This is a genomic window from Brucella pecoris (genome assembly GCF_006376675.1).
GTDB classification, from domain to species: domain Bacteria; phylum Pseudomonadota; class Alphaproteobacteria; order Rhizobiales; family Rhizobiaceae; genus Brucella; species Brucella pecoris.
In genome coordinates this window covers 356,618-374,800 of record NZ_VEWK01000001.1, presented here as the reverse complement: position 1 = coordinate 374,800, position 18,183 = coordinate 356,618, and the positions used below count along the sequence as shown (strand labels likewise).

The following is an 18,183-nucleotide window of genomic DNA, read 5'->3' as shown; positions in this document are numbered from 1 at the left end:
ATCCGCCGATTTGGATCGGGCAATGCGCTTAAATCCGATCCCGTTCAATAGCAATTTTTGCAGGACTGACTTACCAAATGCCAAAACGCAAAAAAGGTCTGTTGCGAACAAGCGCAACAGACCCTGCATTCATGCGGCAGAAGCTATCAGGCAACCATACGTGCGCAATGGTCTTCCTGTGCATAAGCCTTGCCAAAGCGATTTGCGAGAAACGCTTCCAGCGTGATGTCTTCCTGGCGGATAAAGCCCTGCTGCGGAAGATCACCCTTGGCAAGCATGTCAAGCACAGCGCAAATAGCCGAAGCCGTCGTGATCTGAATACCCGAGCGAACGATCTTGCCAACCTGAGCAGCATAAACCTTGTTCGCGTAGGTTTCCTGAACCAGACGGCCATTCTTGGTGCCGGAAACTGTCACGAAAATCACGACAACATCCTGAAGGGTCGTTGGCAGGGCATTTTCAAAAATGTCCTTGAGCACTTCACGACGATGGCGCAGGCCAAGATCATTGAGAAGCGCCTTCATCAGCGCAACGTGCCCCGGATAACGGATGGTGCGATAGTTGAGCGTGCGAACCTTGCCTTCGAGCGTTTCGCAGAGCGTGCCGAGACCACCAGAGGTGTTGAAGGCTTCATAGGTGACGCCATCAAGCGAAAATTCTTCACGCTCTTCGAGAGCAGGAACTTCAGTCAGTTCACCGTTAACGATGGCTTCGCACGGCTCAATGTACTCGTTGATGACGCCATCGGTGCTCCAGGTCAGATTGTAGTTCAGAGCATTCGAAGGGTACTGCGGCAGGGCGCCAACGCGCATACGAACGTTGTCGAGTTTATCGAAGCGCTTCGCCAGATCATAGGCAACGATAGAGATGAAGCCGGGGGCAAGGCCACACTGTGGAATGAAGGCCGTCTTGGCTTCCTTCGCAAGCTCCTTGACACGGCGGGTGCTTGCCACGTCTTCAGTGAGGTCCAGATAGTGAACGCCCGCCTTCGCTGCAGCTTCGGCAATACGGGTCGTCAGATGAAATGGAGCTGCGCTGAGTACGGCGAACTTGCCAGTAAGAGCGGCTTCAAGAGCCTTGGCATCTTCAATAGCTAGTGCCTGCGTCTTGACTTCTGCACCGGACTCCAGAGCATCGAGCTGTTCCTGAGAGCGATCGACAACGGTGACGGCATACTCGCCTGTGGAAGCGAGAAGATCGGCAATGGTGGCGCCGATTTTGCCTGCGCCGACAACAACGATCTCTTTCATGTGTTTTCCCCTTGGAATGCAAATCGGATATGCAAGAATCGCATAGTTCCATGCAAAAAGAAGCATACAAACCGACGATATGACGTTGTTTATTTGCACATATTAACGTATTTAATATGCATTATGACGACAGAAGCCGACCTCACACTCATCGCCCTCCTCCGTGAAAATGCCCGCGCCTCTACGGCGGACCTTGCGAGGCGCCTCGGCGTCTCTCGCACCACAGTCCAAAGCCGGATCGAAAAGCTGGAAAAACGTGGAGTTATTGAAGGTTATACGGTGCGAATCGCTCCGGAATTCGAGCGCGATCTGGTTCGCGCTCATGTGCTGGTGACAGCATTACCCAAACTTGCTCCGAAAGTCGAAACGGCACTGCGTGGCATGATGGCCGTCCGTTCGCTTCATTCTGTCAGCGGTCACTTCGATATGATCGTCGTTGTCGAAGCTCCGTCCATACAAGAGCTCGACGCCGTTCTGGATCGCATAGGTGCGCTGGAAGGTGTCGAGCGTACGATGTCATCCATCATCCTTTCGACGCGGATTGATCGCTAAAACGACTTCGGATAAAAAGAGCTGCATCAAGTGGCGGCGGTTCCCACTCCGCTCACGTGCTTTCGACGAAAGAACATGGCTGCAAGGCCTAAAAGTACCGTGCCTGCAATGAACAGAAATGCTGCGGAAGCTATAGCCGGGCTAATATTCTCTCGGATTGTCGAAAACATCTGACGCGCCAAGGTGCGCTGATTTGGACCAGCAACAAACAGTGTCAGCACAACCTCGTCCAGCGAAGTAGCAAAAGCAAGCACAGCACCGGAAGCTATGCCCGGCATGGCAAGCGGAAGAGTAATTTTTCGAAACACTGTCAAAGGTGATGCGCCCAGGCTCTCGGCTGCAAGTTCGACACGCCTGTCAATACCAGCCAGCGCCCCGGTAACACTCACGAGAACAAAGGGTATCGAAATCACGGTATGAGCAACGATCACGCCAAGATAGGAATTCGCTATACCAAGTCGCACGAATAACAACTGCATCCCTACGCCCATGACGACAGCGGGAACGACCATGGGCAACAGGAACAGAGTTTTAATGGGGCCGGAAAGAAACAAGGTCCTGCTGCGCAAGCCCAGTGCGGCCATGGTTCCCAGCACAGTCGCCAAAATCGTCGTTCCTGAACCGATAATCAGGCTGTTAACGATTGCGCGCCGCCAGACGTCGGCCGTAGCAAGTTCTTCAAACCAGCGTACCGACCAGCCGGGCACCGGATAGGTCAGGAATACGCTGGATGTAAAAGCAAGCGGAAGGATGGCGAACAGCGGCGCGATCAAAAAAACCACCGCTGCGATACCGAACATGATTTTCGCAATGCGCCCCATGCTTACGCCCTCCCCTGTTCGTCAGCGGTAAGCCGTCCGTACACAGCGTAGAGTATAAGACAGGCAACCAGCAACACGAGTCCGAGTGCGCCAGCCATACCCCAGTTGGCTGAACCGGTCGCATAATAGGCGATGATCGAGCTTATCATCTGATCGCTCGGTCCACCAATCAATGCCGGGGTGATGTAATAGCCAATAGCGCTCATGAACACGAGCAGCATTCCGGACAGGATGCCGCGCATGCTCAATGGCAGCAATACACGCAGAAAAGCCCTCCACGGTGGCGCACCGAGTGATGCAGCCGCTGGCATCAGATTGCTTGGGATCGATACAAGCACACTATAGATCGGAAGCACCATGAACGGCAAAAGCACATGCGTCATGGCTATCACCACACCTGCCCTGTTGAAAATCAATGGGAAAGGCGAATCCGTAATGCCGAGCCAGATCAATGCATCATTGATAAGACCCTTGTCCTGCAGAAGGATGAACCAGGCAGCGGTTCGCACCAGCAACGATGTCCATAACGGCAGCAGAACGGCAGCAAAAAGTACATTTCTGACCCAACCCGTAGACGATGTAAGCAAGACAGCATAGGGGTAACCGATCACCGCACAGGCCAGCGTCACCAGCGCAGCGATCCAGAATGTACGCAGCATTATTGCCCGGTTGGCCGATGTGCCAGGCGCCATAGAAACAATCTCGCCAGACGTATCGCGTTCCATGTCAACGGCTGCAAGCAGGTTGCGATCAGTTGTTGGAGAAAGCGCATTTGCAATCGCCTGCCAGAATTCCGGTCGGCTCCATCGCTTGTCGATCGTTTCCAGGTCAGGAACAGGATCGCCCTTCTCTATGGCCGACAGCGTTTTGCTCATCAAGGTTCGAAAGCCTGATTGAGCGCTGTTCAAACGGCGAACCATGTCTCCTACAGCCTGCTGATCGGTGGAGGACTTGAGATCCGTCACCAGAGCCTGCTTCATATCCGGTGACGGCCCCGATCGCCCGTCCCACAGGCTCACAGCCTCGGCTGTTTGAGGAAGAACGCGCAAAACCGCCGTATCGGACACAGCCTGTTTCATCATCACCCCGAGAGGCCACAGGAAAAATAAGGCTATGAAAACAAGTAAAGGCGCGATCAGGAGCATCGCTCGGACAGTTTTGCCGGACAGAACCGTCATGTTGCGATAGTCCAGCAATCAGCGGCGTTGAACCCTGCAACTACATCCGTTCCAGGCGTCCATTCACGCGCTTTCCTGTCAAGGCGTACGATGAAATCATGGGCGCGGCCATCAAGCTGGATACGGAGATGATCTCCCTGATAGACATTGTCAATCACGCGAGTTCTGAGAAGATTGTCTGAATTGCCCTCGCTACCCAGCTCAATACGCTCGGGCCGGATGGACAGGAGAACTTTCTGTCCCATCACAAGCGTTCCCTTTGATGACGCGGTTAGCGTGCCGCCATTGCTCAAACGAATAAAAGCGCTGGTGCCTTCAAGCCGCTCGATTGTCCCTTCAGTGAGATTGGTTTCACCAATGAACTCGGCGACAAACCTCGTGTGCGGCTCGTCGTAAATCGTGCGCGGTGTGCCTATCTGTTCGATTTTTCCTTTGTTGAAAACAGCAATCCTGTCAGACATGGTCAGGGCTTCGCTTTGGTCATGGGTGACGAAAACAATCGTCAATCCCAACCGGCTATGCAGCGCACGGATGTCGAGTTGCATCTGTTCGCGCAATTGTTTGTCAAGCGCGCCGAGCGGCTCATCCATCAAGACCACTCCCGGTTCGAAAACCAGTGCTCGAGCAAGCGCAACACGCTGTTGCTGCCCGCCGGAGAGCTGGGACGGCTTGCGTTCGCGCATCGTGGAAAGCTGCACCATATCAAGCACTTTATCCACCAGTTTGCCGATCTCCGCCTTCCCAAGGCCGCGCATTTGCAACGGAAAGGCGACATTCTCGCCAACTGTCATATGGGGGAAAAGCGCATAGTTCTGAAAAACCACCCCCATATTACGCTTGTAGGAAGGAACCGTGTTGATTGCTTTGCCATCGACGTGAATTGTTCCACTGCTCGGACTTTCGAACCCAGCAAGCATCATCAGAAGCGTCGTCTTGCCAGAACCAGAAGGCCCAAGCAGGCTCACGAATTCACCTCGATCTATATCGAGGTTCAAATCATCTATAACTTTGAAATCACCATAGGATTTGCTGATATTCTCGAAGCGGATGCGGCAGTCCGTCAATGAATCACTCCATCTTCCGGAAAACAGGAAAGCCTCGTCCGAGTTTGCACGGACGAGGCTATGATTGTGGATTATTGCGCCAACCAGGCGTTGAAACGCTTCGTCAACTCTTCGGAATTATCGATCCAGAAATCGACGTTAAGCGGAAGGGCATCTTTCAGATTGGCTTCAGCCGTCGGAAGATCGGATGCGAACTCAGCAGGCACCTTGCTTGCAGCCTCCTTGTTCGGCAGGCCATAGGCGACATACTTGGGCAATTTCACTTGATTATCGGGCTCGCTAGCAAAAGCAATGAAATCCAATCCCGCATCTTTGTTCTCCGCATCCTTCAGGATCACCCAACTGTCGACAGCATAAATGCTGCCCGGCCAGACCACCTTGAAATTCTTGCCTTCGCTCCTGTTTATGCCAGTGATACGTCCATTGTAGGCCGAGGCCATCACCACTTCATCTGAGGCCAGCAATTGCAGCGGCTGCGCTCCTGCTTCCCACCAGACGATGTTCGGTTTCAGTTCATCAAGTTTCTTGAATGCGCGATCCACACCTTCCGGGGTTGAGAGCACATCATAGACTTCGTCCTTACTCACCCCGTCAGCCAGGAGCGCGAACTCAAGCGTATACTTGGCACCCTTACGTAAGGAACGCTTGCCCGGAATTTTTTTCACATCCCAGAAGTCTGCCCAAGACTGAGGGCCTTCTTTCAGCTTATCTGCGTTATAGGCGATTGCTGTCGACCATACGATCGCACCTACACCGCAATCATTGACTGCGCTGTCGAGGAATTTGTCCTTGCCTCCAACTTTGTCCCAATCAATCTTCTCGTAAAGGCCGTCCGCACAGCCGAGGGCGAGCTCTTCGGCCTCCACCTGCACGACATCCCAATTAGGCGATCCTGCCTTTACTTTAGCCTGAACGACGCCATAGCCGCCGTCCCAGGATTCATCCAGCAAGGGCTTGCCGGTCTTCTCGGAAAAAGGCTTGAAGTAGATTTCACGCTGGGCGTCCTGATAATTACCACCCCAGGAAACGACCGTCAGGTCACGGGCAGCAGCGGAGCCAGTATAAAGCGCGGTTGCGAGGAGTCCACCCATCAGGGCAAGGCGAGCCATTTTCATCGACATGTTCCCCATTTTGGTTCGACGGGTTGTTCCCGCCGTTGTTGTAATGAGGTCATGCTAACTTGATCGGTAGGCGCGGGCAATATTGTAGTCGCCCAAGAATACAAAAGTCGTATCTGCTCTGTCAGAAACAACAAATCCGGGCGCAAAAGTGCTCGGATTTGTCATTTATTCAGACTCAAACGCGCTCTAGCGCGATTGCAATGCCCTGCCCGACGCCGATGCACATCGTTGCGAGAGCATATTTGCCACCGTTGAGCGAGAGTTCGAGCGCCGCCGTGCCTGCAATGCGTGCACCAGACATGCCGAGCGGGTGTCCGAGCGCAATCGCTCCACCGTTCGGGTTGATGCGCTTGTCATCGTCGGCAATTCCCAGATCGCGCAAAACTGCCAGTCCTTGCGAGGCAAACGCTTCATTCAGTTCGATCACATCGAATGCATCGGGTGCAATGCCGATGCGTGCAGAAAGCTTCTTTGTTGCCGGGGCCGGGCCGATGCCCATGATGCGTGGAGGAACACCTGCGGTGGCTCCGCCCATGATACGGGCAATTGGCGTGAGACCGTATTTCTTGATGGAGGCTTCAGACGCGATGATGAGTGCTGCTGCTCCATCATTGACACCGGAAGCATTGCCAGCCGTCACAGTACCACTCTCGCGGAAGGGCGTACCCAGCTTCGCCAGTGCTTCCAAGCTCGTAGCGCGAGGGTGTTCGTCTTGTTCGACAATCAAGGGATCACCCCTGCGCTGCGGGATCGTAACCGGAGCGATTTCCTTCGCAAGGCGTCCATTGGCCTGTGCAGCAGCCGCCTTCTCCTGGCTGCGAAGTGCAAATGCGTCCTGATCTTGCCGTGAGACATGGAAATCTTCGGCGACGTTTTCACCCGTCTCCGGCATGGAATCAACGCCGTACTGCCTTTTCATCAAAGGATTGATGAACCGCCAGCCGATTGTCGTATCGAAAATTTCCGCCTTGCGTGAAAATGCACTATCGGCCTTCGGCATAACGAAGGGAGCACGGCTCATGCTTTCCACACCACCCGCTATAAGCAATTCTGCCTCGCCCGCCCTGATAGCGCGTGCGGCAGTTATGACTGCATCCATCCCGGAACCGCAGAGACGGTTGATCGTCGTTCCTGATATCCCAACAGGCAATCCAGCCAAAAGCAGTGACATGCGCGCAACATCGCGGTTGTCTTCCCCCGCCTGATTGGCCGAGCCGAAGATAACGTCATCGACTCCTTCCCAGTCGACGGAGCTGTTACGTTCCATAAGTGCTTTCAATGGAATAGCACCAAGATCGTCCGCACGGATTGATGAAAGCGCGCCGCCGAAACGACCGATGGGAGTGCGGATATAGTCGCAGATATAGGCTTCATTCATGGTATGGCCTCACAGTTCGGGGACGATGAGATCGGCAACCGGGCCGTCAATATGAAGCTCCGCACCAGTCATGGCCTGAAGGTCTTCCAGCGTCATCGCCGCCAGTTTTTCACGCAAAACGAAACGGCCCTTGTCAATGTCGATCACGGCATGGCTGGTATAGATGCGAGTGATACATGCGACGCCTGTCAGTGGAAAAGTGCACTTTTCGACCAGTTTCGGCTCGCCTTTCTTGGTCATATGCTCGGTGATGACAACCACTTGCTTCGCGCCGTGCACAAGGTCCATCGCACCGCCGACTGCTGGCACTCCTTTAGCCCCAACTCGCCAATTAGCGAGATCACCATTCTGGGCAACCTGATAGGCACCGAGAATTGCAATGTCGAGATGTCCACCGCGCACCATTGCGAAACTATCGGCATGATGGAAGAATGCTGCTCCGGGCTTCAGCGTAACTGCCTTTTTACCTGCATTGATCAGATCCCAGTCTTCCTCACCAACCGGAGGTGCGTCGCCGAAATCCAGAATGCCGTTTTCTGTATGGAAAATTGCTTCGCGCCCTTCCGGCTGATAGCGGGCGACCATTTCGGGAAAACCAATTCCAAGATTTACGTAAGCGCCGTCCTGAATATCCTGTGCAGCACGCCATGCGATCTGGGCATTGGACAGTTTAATGTCCTCGTGAGGATCGATCATCATACGTAAGCCACTCCCGCCCGAATAAGTTCTTCTTCCTGCTGCGGATTTGCAACTTCGACGACATTATCGACGAAGATACCCGGCGTGATGATGTCTTCCGGTTCTATGTCGCCGAGCGGAACAATTTCTGAGACCTGCACAATCGTCTTGGCCGCCGCCATACACATAAGCGGATTGAAATTGCGCGCGGCCATGCGATAGGTCAGATTGCCGTGAGTATCACCAAAATGCGCTTTGATGAGCGCGAAATCGGCTTTCAACCAGCGTTCCTGCACGTAAGATCGTCCATCGAATTCGGCTATGATCTTGCCTTCGGCAAGCTCGGTGCCGTAGGCCGTCGGCGTATAGAAAGCCGGAATACCGGCACCGCCCGCACGGATACGCTCTGCCAACGTTCCCTGCGGCACAAGTTCAAGGTCGATTTCACCGGCAATGTATCTATCGGTGAATGCGCGTGGATCGGAAGATCGAGGAAATGAACAAATCATTTTCCTGACCATCCCTGCATCGATCATGGCCGCAATACCGATGCGTCCATTGCCTGCATTGTTATTGATGACCGTCAGGTTCTTTGGGCCTTTGTCGATCAGAGCATGAACGAGTTCGATTGGCGCGCCGGAGCCACCAAATCCACCAATCATGACGGTTGCACCCTCACCTATTCCGTCAACGGCCTCCGCCAGACTTCCGACTGTCTTGTCCATCTCACCTCCATACCGGAAAGCTCCAGCTCCTGCCCAAGCGTTTCCGGTCTCAATGGTGCTGGAGTTAGCCACTCGATCGATATTGGGTCAAACTGTTTGTGCGGTATTTGACATTTGTTCATATATCGCACAAAACTGCATTGTACAGTGAGGAGAATCTCATGCGTGAAACAGATTTCATTGGAGGCTTTGCCAAAGGCCTGAGGGTCATTGAAGCATTCGGTGAAGACCAGCCACGTCTTTCAATAGCTGACGTTTCAAAGATCACGGGCCTTGATCGCGCGACGGCACGACGATGCCTGCTGACACTCGCCGAACTCGGCTATGCCGAATATGATGGGAAGTTTTTTATGCTCCTACCCAGAATCCTACGGCTTGGACATGCATACCTCTCTTCGACACCATTGCCCACGATCATCCAGCCGCATCTGGATCGGCTCGCCGATATAGTCGGCGAGAGTGCGTCGGCATCTGTTCTTGATGGAACGGAAATTGTTTACATCGCACGCGCCTCGCAAATGCGCGTGATGTCCATCAATCTGATGGCTGGCAGCAGGCTTCCGGCATACTGTGCTTCAATGGGCCGTGTACTTCTGGCCTGGCTCCACGAACACGAAGCACAGGCTCTTCTCGAACGCACTGAACGACAAAAATTGACGCCGTTTACGAAAACGGAAATTGGCCTGGTGATGACTGAGCTGTCTCTTATTCGCGGACAGGGTTATGCAATCAACGATCAGGAACTGGAGCTTGGATTACGCTCCATCGCTGTTCCTGTCTTTAATCATCGCGGCACCATTGTCGCAGCGCTCAACATCGGGGCCCCGGCGGCCCATGTTGAAACAAGCGATCTTGTCAGGCGCTTCCTACCTGTCATGCTGCAGATCCAATCAGAATTGCGCAGTCTGCTGAGATGAACTGCCGAGAATGAAAAATCCAATCTAACTCTGCGGCGGTGAATCCAGAGTAGCCAGACGCTGGCGTTCCCTCAAACGGTAAGATCGCGGCGTCTCCCCTGTCATTTTTAGAAAGAAACGTGAGAAATAAGCAGGATCCGAGAAACCAAGACTGTAAGCTATATGCTGAACAGACGACGGCATAGCTATCAAATCACGCTTGGCTACATCGACCAGCTTGTTTGCAAGCATATGTTGTGTGGTCATCCCTGTTAGCAGTTTGACAGTCCGATTGAGATGCGTCGATGAAACCCCAAGTAATTTCGCATAGAACGATACAGGCTTGTGTTCGCGGTAATAACGGTCAATCAGCTCCAGAAATCGTTCGATACGGGGGGAGCCATACGCCTGCCGCACGTCCTGAATCGCCGGTTCGCAATCAAAAAGCTGCCTTAGAATATAAACAAAAAATACTTTAAAAAGAGCTTCTAGCAAGCTGTTTTTATATTCTTTTCTCATCTGAAATTCATCTTGCACCTGCTTTAGAAGAGAGGAAAGCAACGCCAGGTTTTCTTCGCCCGCACCTTCCATCGTTAGGAGTTGCGGCCGCATGAGCCACTCCGGCGTCGCGCCTCCCCCGATAAATGGCATATGAGGGCTCAAGATCGTTACGATATGCCCTACAATATCTCTTGAAAATGCAAACCCATGATTGAATCCTGGCGGCACTAAAACAGCACATGGTGTCTGGAACGGGCGAACGACGCCGTCAAAATTCGCATGCCCCGTACCGCCTTCAATGTACAAGAGCTGAAAGAAGCTCTCGTGACGATGCAGTGAAATCTCGAAATTGTGCAAACTTGATCGCGAAAAAAGCGTCTCACAATGCAACCAAAAATCCGGCTTCTGCTCGTTATCTTCTCCGTACAGCTCGTAGGTTGGAATGAATCGATTCCGCACGTTCTCCTCCAGTCATGTTCGATTTGTACAATAAATTGCTACAATTATCCATTGTCAGCTTGAAGGTTCCCTCGAGAATAAAGGCGGATTTGCATTGGGAGGGATATATGCGCACTCAGGTCGCAATCATCGGATCAGGCCCGTCCGGCCTGCTCCTCGGCCAGCTTCTGACGAAAGCCGGGATCGACAACGTGGTGCTTGATCGCGTCAACGCGGATTATATTCTGGGCCGTGTACGTGCTGGCGTATTGGAAGAAGGCACCGTCAATCTGATGGATGAGGCTGGAGTATCGGCGCGCCTCTGCGCAGAGGGATTGCCACATGACGGCTTCTCTCTCGCCTTCGACGGACGCGATCATCGTATCGATCTGTACAAGCTTACCGGCAAACGCGTGACGGTTTATGGCCAGACCGAAATGACGCATGATCTCATGGATGAGCGGCGGAAGTCGAACACAGTCAGCATTTACGAAGCCGCCAACGTAACGCCGCACGATTTCGATACGACATCACCATATGTCACTTACGAAATGGACGGGAAAACCCACCGCATCGATTGCGATTTCATCGCGGGATGCGATGGATATCATGGCATAAGCCGCAAATCCGTCCCGGACAAGGCAATCGACATCTTTGAAAAGACCTACCCCTTCGGTTGGCTCGGGTTACTGGCGGATATTCCGCCAGTCGCTCACGAACTGATCTACGCGAACCACGAACGCGGCTTTGCACTGTGCTCCATGCGCTCCCTCACCCGCAGCCGCTATTATATTCAATGTTCGCTTGATGAGAAAATCGAAGACTGGAGCGATCAACGCTTTTACGACGAATTGCGCCGACGTCTTCCATCCCATCATTCCGAGGCCATGGTAACCGGAACGTCCTTTGAAAAATCCATGGCGCCTCTACGCTCTTTCGTGGCCGAGCCGATGCGTTTCGGGCGACTTTTCCTTGTCGGTGATGCCGCTCATATCGTTCCTCCGACTGGCGCAAAAGGACTGAACCTCGCTGCCAGCGACGTGCATTATCTTTACGAAGGACTGAGAGAGTTTTACTTGGATAAGTCGACGGATGGTATCGACGCTTATTCCGTCAATGCGCTCTCGCGTATCTGGAAAGCCGAGCGCTTTTCATGGTCAATGACGAAGATGCTGCACCGATTTCCGGATATGGTTCCGTTCGATCAGAAAGTACAGGAGGCCGAACTTAACTATTTCTGTACTTCCGAAGCAGCTTCCAGTGCGCTTGCCGAAAACTACGTCGGGCTCCCGTTTTGACAAGCAAGTACCTTCAATTAAGTAATTACTAATATTAATGGGAGGCAACCATTACTATTTTTACTACATCGCACAAAATTGATGCCTTATTTTAGAAATGATGTATAATTCTATTCATCGTGAGACCCCCGGCGTGAAGTTCCGGCCAGAACTTCTCGCTCCTAGCACGGTCAGTCATCTTTTTTCGGGTGACTGGCCGTGTTGTTTTCTATGACTTCAAACCGGCAGCTTCTCGCAATGTCTGGATTAGAATTTGCATCGCGGCTGTCTCCACCATGTCCGTGCGCATTGTTAGCCCCACCGGGCCTTTCGTCTCACTTGTATCGATAGGCAGCGCAACAAGTTTGCCTTCCAAGACATCTCTGGCCGCAACGCCTTCTGAAATAATCCACACCGCGTCACTGTCACGGACAAAAGCACGTCCGAAAGCATCCGATACGGTCTCAATCTGGATAGGCAAGGCACCTATGCCGTTGGTTATTAGCAAACGCTCCACAAAGGGGCGAATGATTGAATTGCGTGTCGGCATCAGCACCGGATAGTCGGCCAGATTCTCGAAGACGGCGCGTCCGTCTGTCAAAGGATGCCCAGTCCGCACCAGAAACCGAACCTGCTCTGAATAAAGATGTTCGAATGAAAACCCTGTCATCTTTTCCGGCGCGGCAAGCCGCCCGACAACCAGATCAAGATCCCCAACCCGCAACTGTTCCAGAAGTACGGCATTCTCTCCCGTAACGATTTTGACGCGACTGGACGTTCTTTCCGCAAGGAACAGGCTCATAGCTTTCGGCATGATACGGGTTGAGACTGTCGGCAACGCTCCTATGCGAATAGGTGGCCCTGATCCATCCAACTCCTGCGACACAGAATCCAGTCCCTGACGCAAGGCCGTCAAAGCTGTCCCTGCGTGGCGAAGGAACACTTCACCAAATCGCGTTATCCGGATGCCGCGACCGTCACGCTCTACCACCGGAACGCCTAGTATCTCCTCCAGCTCACGCATTGTTTTGGTAACTGCCGGCTGGCTGATGCTCAAAACTTCCGAGGCTTTTACAACACTCTTCTGTCGCGCAACCTCGACGAACGTATGCAGATGACGAAACTTGATCCTGTTCCCGATCACTTATTAATAACCCTGTAGTTATGGTTTTGGTCAATAATATCATTTTACTTAACCAGTTTAAAGCACGACAGTGCGGCACGAGAGGAGAAAGCCGTGCAGTTCACGTCTGTAAATGACATCGTCATTCACTATGATTTTCGACAATCAACGGAAGAAAAGCCTGTTCTCGTTTTCATCAATTCGCTCGGAACTGATTTCCGTATATGGAATGAAGTTCGCAAGCGCCTGCAAAGTGACGTATCGACGCTTGTTTATGACAAGCGCGGTCACGGTCTTTCGGATGTCGGAGCCACCCCATACACGATAGAATTGCTTGCCTCAGATCTCATAGCTCTGCTCGACAAACTATCGATAAAGCAGGCGGTCATCTGTGGTCTTTCCGTAGGCGGTCTGATTGCGCAAGGCGTTTATGCATCGCGACCCGATCTGGTCGCGGGACTCATCCTTTCCAATACCGCACACAAAATCGGCACAGCAGAGATGTGGAATGCTCGTATCAACGCGGTTCGACAGGATGGTCTCGCAAATATCCTTGACGCCACGATGCCCCGCTGGTTTACCCCGGACTATCGGCGACCCGATAATCCGGCCTACCAGGCCTATTGCAATATGTTTGTTCGCCAACCGGTCGACGGCTACGTCGCAACGTGCGCCGCACTACGGGACGCTGATTTCACCGAAGCGGCTAATAAAATTTCGGTACCCGTATTTTGCCTCGTCGGTGATCAGGACGGTTCCACGCCACCTACTCTTGTGCGCGAGTTAGCAAATCTTATTCCGGGAGCCGATTTCTCAGAAATTGCAGCTAGCGGCCATATCCCTTGCGTTGAACAGCCTGATGCCTATGTCGCGCTGTTGCGTAATTTTCTTTCAAACAGATTTGAGCATGGAGAATAACCATGACTGATAGTGCCGCGCAGTCGGAACGCTATAAGATTGGCATGAATGTGCGCCGTTCGGTTCTGGGCGATACACATGTGGACCGCGCTTCGAACAGCGCAACCGAGCTTGATGCGCCTTTTCAGGAGTTGATAACAGAAGCGGCTTGGGGAACTGTCTGGTCGCGGCCCGGTTGGACCAAACGCGAGCGTTCCATCATCACGATTGCGCTTCTCGCCGCGCTGGGACAAGACGACGAAGTTGCCATGCATATACGCGCCACTAAAAATACAGGTGCGACGAAAGAGGACATCTGCGAAGCGTTGATGCATGTTGCCATCTATGCGGGAGTCCCAGCATCGAACCACGCATTTAAGATCGCCAAGCAGACTTACGCGCAGATGGAAGTGGAGGAAACTGAAAAATGAAGAATAGTCTGCCGGAGACAACTCCATTCTTCGCTCGTGATCTATCCATACATCCGCCGGCCTACACACCGTGGTACAAGACATCTGTACTTCGCTCGCCTACTCGCGCGCTGCTTTCGCTTGAAGGCACCAAAAGCGAAATTACTGGCCCAGTATTCGGTCACAATATGCTGCATGAACTGGATAACGACCTCATCCTCAATTATGCGCGCCCCGGCGAAATGCCGATTGGTCCGCGCATTCTGGTGCATGGTCGTGTACTGGACGAAAGCGACCACCCCGTTCCAGGCGCATTACTTGAATTCTGGCAGGCCAATGCAGGCGGGCGTTATCGCCACAAGAAGGAAACCTATCTCGCAGCTATCGATCCCAACTTCGGCGGCGTCGGTCGCACGATCACAGATGAGAACGGCTACTACTGGTTCAAGACCATAAAGCCCGGCCCATATCCCTGGCCGAATGGTGTGAACGACTGGCGACCGGCTCACATCCATTTCTCTGTGTTCGGTCATGGCTTTGCACAGCGCCTTATCACCCAGATGTATTTCGAGGGCGACCCGCTGATCTGGATTTGCCCGATCGTCAAAACCATTCCGGATAAATCGGCTGTCGAGCGGCTGGTCGCGCCATTGGATATGAATGCCAACTTGCCGATGGACATGCTCGCTTACAAGTTCGACATCGTGTTGCGCGGGCGTCGTTCGACCTTCTTTGAAAATCGCCCGGAGGGTAACTGACATGGTGCAATCCCTCGGCTATCTGAAAGAAACCGCCTCCCAGACAGCTGGGCCATACGTCCATATCGGACTGACTCCCAATTTTGTCGGCATCAACGGTGTCTTTGAGCGGGATCTCGGCTCCGGTCCTCTCTATGATGAGAAGGCCGCTGGCGAGCGCATCACTATCAAGGGCCATGTGATTGATGGCATGGGCGCGCCACTCCGCGATGCGCTTGTCGAAATATGGCAAGCGGATGCGAAAGGCCTCTATAACAGCCCTTCCGAAACTGCGGGGAAGGCCGACTCTGGTTTTCGTGGTTGGGGCCGTTGCCCGAGCCATATGGATACAGGCGAATTTACTTTCGAGACGATCAAGCCTGGCCGCGTTCCTTTCAAGAACGGTCGCCTCATGGCGCCACACGTCACCTTGTGGATCGTGGCTCGCGGCATTAACCTTGGTTTGCAGACACGGATGTATTTTTCCGACGAAGCCGACGCCAATGCTGAGGATCCTATCCTTGCTCGCATCGAACATCGCAGCCGGGCGCAAACCCTGATTGGTCAGCGCGACGGTAACGTCTATCATTTCGACATTCACTTGCAGGGCGAGAAAGAAACTGTCTTTTTCGATATTTGAAGCATGAGCATCTCGGTCTTCGAACATCCATTTCTGGCGCAGCTTTTCGGCGATGACGAAGAGATACTGAGCCTGTTCACGGCGGCAGCCGATATTACCGAGATGCTGCGCTTCGAAGCGGCTCTGGCTGAAGCGCAAGCCGACTTGCGCCTCATACCGGTCGACGCGGGACGGGCAATCAAGCAAGCCGTAGAATTGTTTGAACCCAATCTATCCGATTTAGCAAAAGCGACAGCGCGTGATGGGGTGATCGTTCCTTCTTTGGTGAAGGAACTGCGTAAAGCCGTGGGCAACAATCACGGAGAATACGTACATTTCGGCGCAACAAGTCAGGATGTCATTGATACAAGCCTGATTTTGCGACTGAAGCGCGCCAGCGCAATTCTCTCTGGTCGAATTCAGCAACTCACACAATGTTTCAACCAGCTTGATCGAACGTTCGGAACAAATCCGCTGACTGGTTTTACGCGTATGCAGCCGGCTATCCCGATAACCGTATCGGATCGGATCGCAAGCTGGAAAAGCCCACTCGGCGCTTATGAGACAAAACTCAGTGCCATCATCTTTCCTATGCAGTTCGGAGGGGCAGCAGGAACGCTTGAAAAATTCGATGATCAAGCACTGGCACTGCGTGCGCTGCTAGCGGAAAAACTTGGGCTGCACGATAGTCCGCAATGGCACAGCCAACGCGCTTTCATCATTGAGTTCGGCAATCTAGCTTCGCTCGTCACAGGTACCCTTGGAAAATTCGGACAGGATATCGCGCTGATGGCTGAGCTGGGCACGGAACTGTCCTTGACCGGCGGCGGTGGCTCGTCCGCCATGCCCCACAAGCAAAATCCGGTATCGGCAGAGATACTGGTCAGCCTTGCTCGTTTCAACGCTACCCAAATGGGTGGCCTGCATCAGACAATGGTGCACGAGCAGGAACGCTCAGGTGCGGCCTGGATGATCGAATGGATGATCCTGCCACAAATCGTGGCGTCGACCGGCAGTGCTCTCAACATAGCATTAACTCTGATCGATAAAATCGTCTGGATCGGAACCGAACAAGCCCCGGACATATAACCATCTGAGTATCGTTTATGAGGAATTTTTCATTTTACATGACCAATTAGATAGGCATGCTGAAATCAGGACATTCCCTGTGGCGACAAGACGGTTACGCACGGGAATGGTGGGCGATAGGGAGGAGAACATGAAGAAAATCGCATTAACCGCGCTTGCGGTCTTTTCACTCGCAACATCAGCGGCTTATGCTGATGTGGTGAAGGTCGGTGTCATCGGTCCATTTTCGGGTCCGTTTGCCCTTCAGGGTAAGAACTTCAAGGCCGGTATCGACGCCTACATGACCGAGCACGGCAACAAGATCGGCGATGACACTGTCGAGATTGTTTATCGTGACGTACCTCAAGCCGATCCGGCGCAGTCCAAGGCGCTTGCGCAGGAACTCGTGGTCAAAGAAGGCGTGCAATATCTCGCGGGCTTTTACTTCACTCCCGATGCCATGGCGGTTACGCCCATTCTCAAGCAGGGCAATGTGCCGATGGTGGTCATGAATGCCGCCACTTCTTCCATTGTGACGAAGAGTCCGTATGTGGTGCGAACATCGTTTACCACTTGGCAGACGTCGACCCCGATTGCAAAGGTCGCGCTCGATAAAGGTGTCAAGAAAATCATCTCGGTCGTGAGCGATTACGGTCCAGGCGTGGACGCAGAAAACGCTTTCAAAGCGGCGTTTACAGAAGCAGGCGGCGAAGTAGTTGAAGCTATTCGCATGCCGCTCGCCACAAATGATTTCAGCCCGATCATGCAGCGCGTCAAGGACTCCGGCGCGCAAGGCGTTTTTGCTTTTCTGCCATCCGGCCCAACGACGCTTGGCTTTATGAAGTCCTATGTCGACAACGGGTTGAAGGGTTCGGGCATCCAGCTTTTCGCTCCTGGCGACCTGACACAGGAATCTGATCTTCCGGCACTGGGAGAGAATGCACTCGGGGTACTGACGACATTCCACTACGCGGTCTCGCATGACTCACCCGAGAACAAGAAGTTCGTCGAGGAAGCCCAAAAGGCGATCGGTAATCCTGTAGAATTGTCCTTCCCTTCAGTTGGCGCTTATGATGGCATGCATGTCATCTACAAAATGATCGAAGCAACGGGCGGCAAAAAAGATGCTGAAAAGGCAGTGGAGGCCGTGAAAGGTATGGAGTGGGTTAGTCCCCGCGGCCCCGTATCCATTGACCCCGAAAGCCGCCACGTGACGCAGAACATATATCTGCGCGAAGTCGCAAAGGCTGACGACGGCACCTATTACAACAAGGAAATCGAGACCTTCGAGAAGCAGGGGGATCCCGGGCTAAAAGTCCAATAAACCCGACATTCAAGAGTGGACGCGCCTTGATGCTCGAAATGACACAAGGCGATACACAGCTCGCAAGCAACTGCTTATTTTAACGCTCATCCCGAAGACCATTTCACACACTTCGGGATGTGCTCT

Annotated in this window: 19 protein-coding genes; 9 read left to right on the top strand and 10 right to left on the bottom strand. The window is 53.1% G+C overall.

Annotated features, from left to right (window positions below):
- Positions 1-146: 146 nt before the first annotated feature.
- Positions 147-1,250: a saccharopine dehydrogenase family protein gene (locus FIB18_RS01710; protein ID WP_140019125.1), complete on the bottom strand. Its 1,104-nt coding sequence runs from the start codon at positions 1,248-1,250 to the stop codon at positions 147-149.
- A gap of 123 nt (positions 1,251-1,373) precedes the next feature.
- Here FIB18_RS01710 and FIB18_RS01705 point away from each other — a divergent pair, with 123 nt between their 5' ends.
- Positions 1,374-1,802, top strand: coding sequence for an Lrp/AsnC family transcriptional regulator (locus FIB18_RS01705; protein ID WP_061347140.1), 429 nt, complete (start codon positions 1,374-1,376; stop codon positions 1,800-1,802).
- Between the two features lie 26 nt (positions 1,803-1,828).
- On the opposite strand, the gene FIB18_RS01700 is transcribed toward FIB18_RS01705, so the two are convergent.
- The 7 genes from FIB18_RS01700 to FIB18_RS01670 form a co-directional block, all read right to left on the bottom strand.
- Positions 1,829-2,623, bottom strand: coding sequence for an ABC transporter permease (locus FIB18_RS01700; protein ID WP_140019124.1), 795 nt, complete (start codon positions 2,621-2,623; stop codon positions 1,829-1,831).
- A 2-nt stretch (positions 2,624-2,625) separates the two neighbouring features.
- Positions 2,626-3,801: an ABC transporter permease gene (locus tag FIB18_RS01695; RefSeq protein ID WP_140019123.1), complete on the bottom strand. Its 1,176-nt coding sequence runs from the start codon at positions 3,799-3,801 to the stop codon at positions 2,626-2,628.
- Positions 3,798-4,865 carry an ABC transporter ATP-binding protein gene (locus FIB18_RS01690; RefSeq protein WP_140019121.1) on the bottom strand — a complete coding sequence of 356 codons (1,068 nt, stop codon included), beginning with the start codon at positions 4,863-4,865 and terminating at the stop codon, positions 3,798-3,800. Before FIB18_RS01690 ends, FIB18_RS01695 begins: the two co-directional genes overlap by 4 nt.
- A gap of 71 nt (positions 4,866-4,936) precedes the next feature.
- A complete protein-coding gene (locus FIB18_RS01685; RefSeq protein ID WP_140019120.1) occupies positions 4,937-5,980 on the bottom strand; it encodes an ABC transporter substrate-binding protein in 1,044 nt (347 codons plus the stop codon).
- Between the two features lie 181 nt (positions 5,981-6,161).
- Positions 6,162-7,364: a 3-oxoadipyl-CoA thiolase gene (gene pcaF, locus FIB18_RS01680; protein WP_140019118.1), complete on the bottom strand. Its 1,203-nt coding sequence runs from the start codon at positions 7,362-7,364 to the stop codon at positions 6,162-6,164.
- A 9-nt stretch (positions 7,365-7,373) separates the two neighbouring features.
- Entirely contained in the window at positions 7,374-8,063 is a 690-nt protein-coding gene (locus tag FIB18_RS01675) for a CoA transferase subunit B (RefSeq protein ID WP_140019116.1), read from the bottom strand.
- Complete coding sequence (locus tag FIB18_RS01670) at positions 8,060-8,767, bottom strand: 3-oxoacid CoA-transferase subunit A (protein ID WP_140019114.1); 708 nt, start codon at positions 8,765-8,767, stop codon at positions 8,060-8,062. Before FIB18_RS01670 ends, FIB18_RS01675 begins: the two co-directional genes overlap by 4 nt.
- Before the next feature lie 161 nt (positions 8,768-8,928).
- Here FIB18_RS01670 and FIB18_RS01665 point away from each other — a divergent pair, with 161 nt between their 5' ends.
- Positions 8,929-9,684: an IclR family transcriptional regulator gene (locus FIB18_RS01665; protein ID WP_140019113.1), complete on the top strand. Its 756-nt coding sequence runs from the start codon at positions 8,929-8,931 to the stop codon at positions 9,682-9,684.
- 24 nt (positions 9,685-9,708) lie between these two features.
- Here the strand turns inward: FIB18_RS01665 and FIB18_RS01660 are convergent, their stop codons facing one another.
- A complete protein-coding gene (locus FIB18_RS01660; RefSeq protein ID WP_140019111.1) occupies positions 9,709-10,623 on the bottom strand; it encodes a helix-turn-helix domain-containing protein in 915 nt (304 codons plus the stop codon).
- A gap of 107 nt (positions 10,624-10,730) precedes the next feature.
- On the opposite strand from FIB18_RS01660, the gene pobA reads away from it, so the two are divergent.
- Positions 10,731-11,900, top strand: coding sequence for a 4-hydroxybenzoate 3-monooxygenase (pobA, locus tag FIB18_RS01655; RefSeq protein ID WP_140019110.1), 1,170 nt, complete (start codon positions 10,731-10,733; stop codon positions 11,898-11,900).
- A gap of 208 nt (positions 11,901-12,108) precedes the next feature.
- On the opposite strand, the gene pcaQ is transcribed toward pobA, so the two are convergent.
- On the bottom strand, positions 12,109-13,023 hold the full coding sequence (gene pcaQ / locus FIB18_RS01650; protein WP_140019108.1) for a pca operon transcription factor PcaQ: 915 nt from the start codon (positions 13,021-13,023) through the stop codon (positions 12,109-12,111).
- Between the two features lie 93 nt (positions 13,024-13,116).
- Between pcaQ and pcaD the strand changes: the two genes are divergently transcribed.
- The 6 genes from pcaD (at position 13,117) to FIB18_RS01620 (ending at position 18,057) form a co-directional block, all read left to right on the top strand.
- A complete protein-coding gene (gene pcaD / locus FIB18_RS01645; RefSeq protein ID WP_140019106.1) occupies positions 13,117-13,920 on the top strand; it encodes a 3-oxoadipate enol-lactonase in 804 nt (267 codons plus the stop codon).
- Positions 13,921-13,922: 2 nt separating this feature from the next.
- Complete coding sequence (gene pcaC, locus FIB18_RS01640) at positions 13,923-14,330, top strand: 4-carboxymuconolactone decarboxylase (protein ID WP_140019104.1); 408 nt, start codon at positions 13,923-13,925, stop codon at positions 14,328-14,330.
- Entirely contained in the window at positions 14,327-15,067 is a 741-nt protein-coding gene (gene pcaH, locus FIB18_RS01635; RefSeq protein WP_140019102.1) for a protocatechuate 3,4-dioxygenase subunit beta, read from the top strand. Before pcaC ends, pcaH begins: the two co-directional genes overlap by 4 nt.
- Position 15,068: 1 nt before the next feature.
- A complete protein-coding gene (pcaG, locus tag FIB18_RS01630) occupies positions 15,069-15,686 on the top strand; it encodes a protocatechuate 3,4-dioxygenase subunit alpha (RefSeq protein ID WP_140019100.1) in 618 nt (205 codons plus the stop codon).
- Between the two features lie 3 nt (positions 15,687-15,689).
- On the top strand, positions 15,690-16,754 hold the full coding sequence (locus FIB18_RS01625) for a 3-carboxy-cis,cis-muconate cycloisomerase (RefSeq protein WP_140019098.1): 1,065 nt from the start codon (positions 15,690-15,692) through the stop codon (positions 16,752-16,754).
- A 130-nt stretch (positions 16,755-16,884) separates the two neighbouring features.
- A complete protein-coding gene (locus FIB18_RS01620) occupies positions 16,885-18,057 on the top strand; it encodes an ABC transporter substrate-binding protein (RefSeq protein WP_140019097.1) in 1,173 nt (390 codons plus the stop codon).
- The last annotated feature ends 126 nt before the right edge of the window (positions 18,058-18,183 follow it).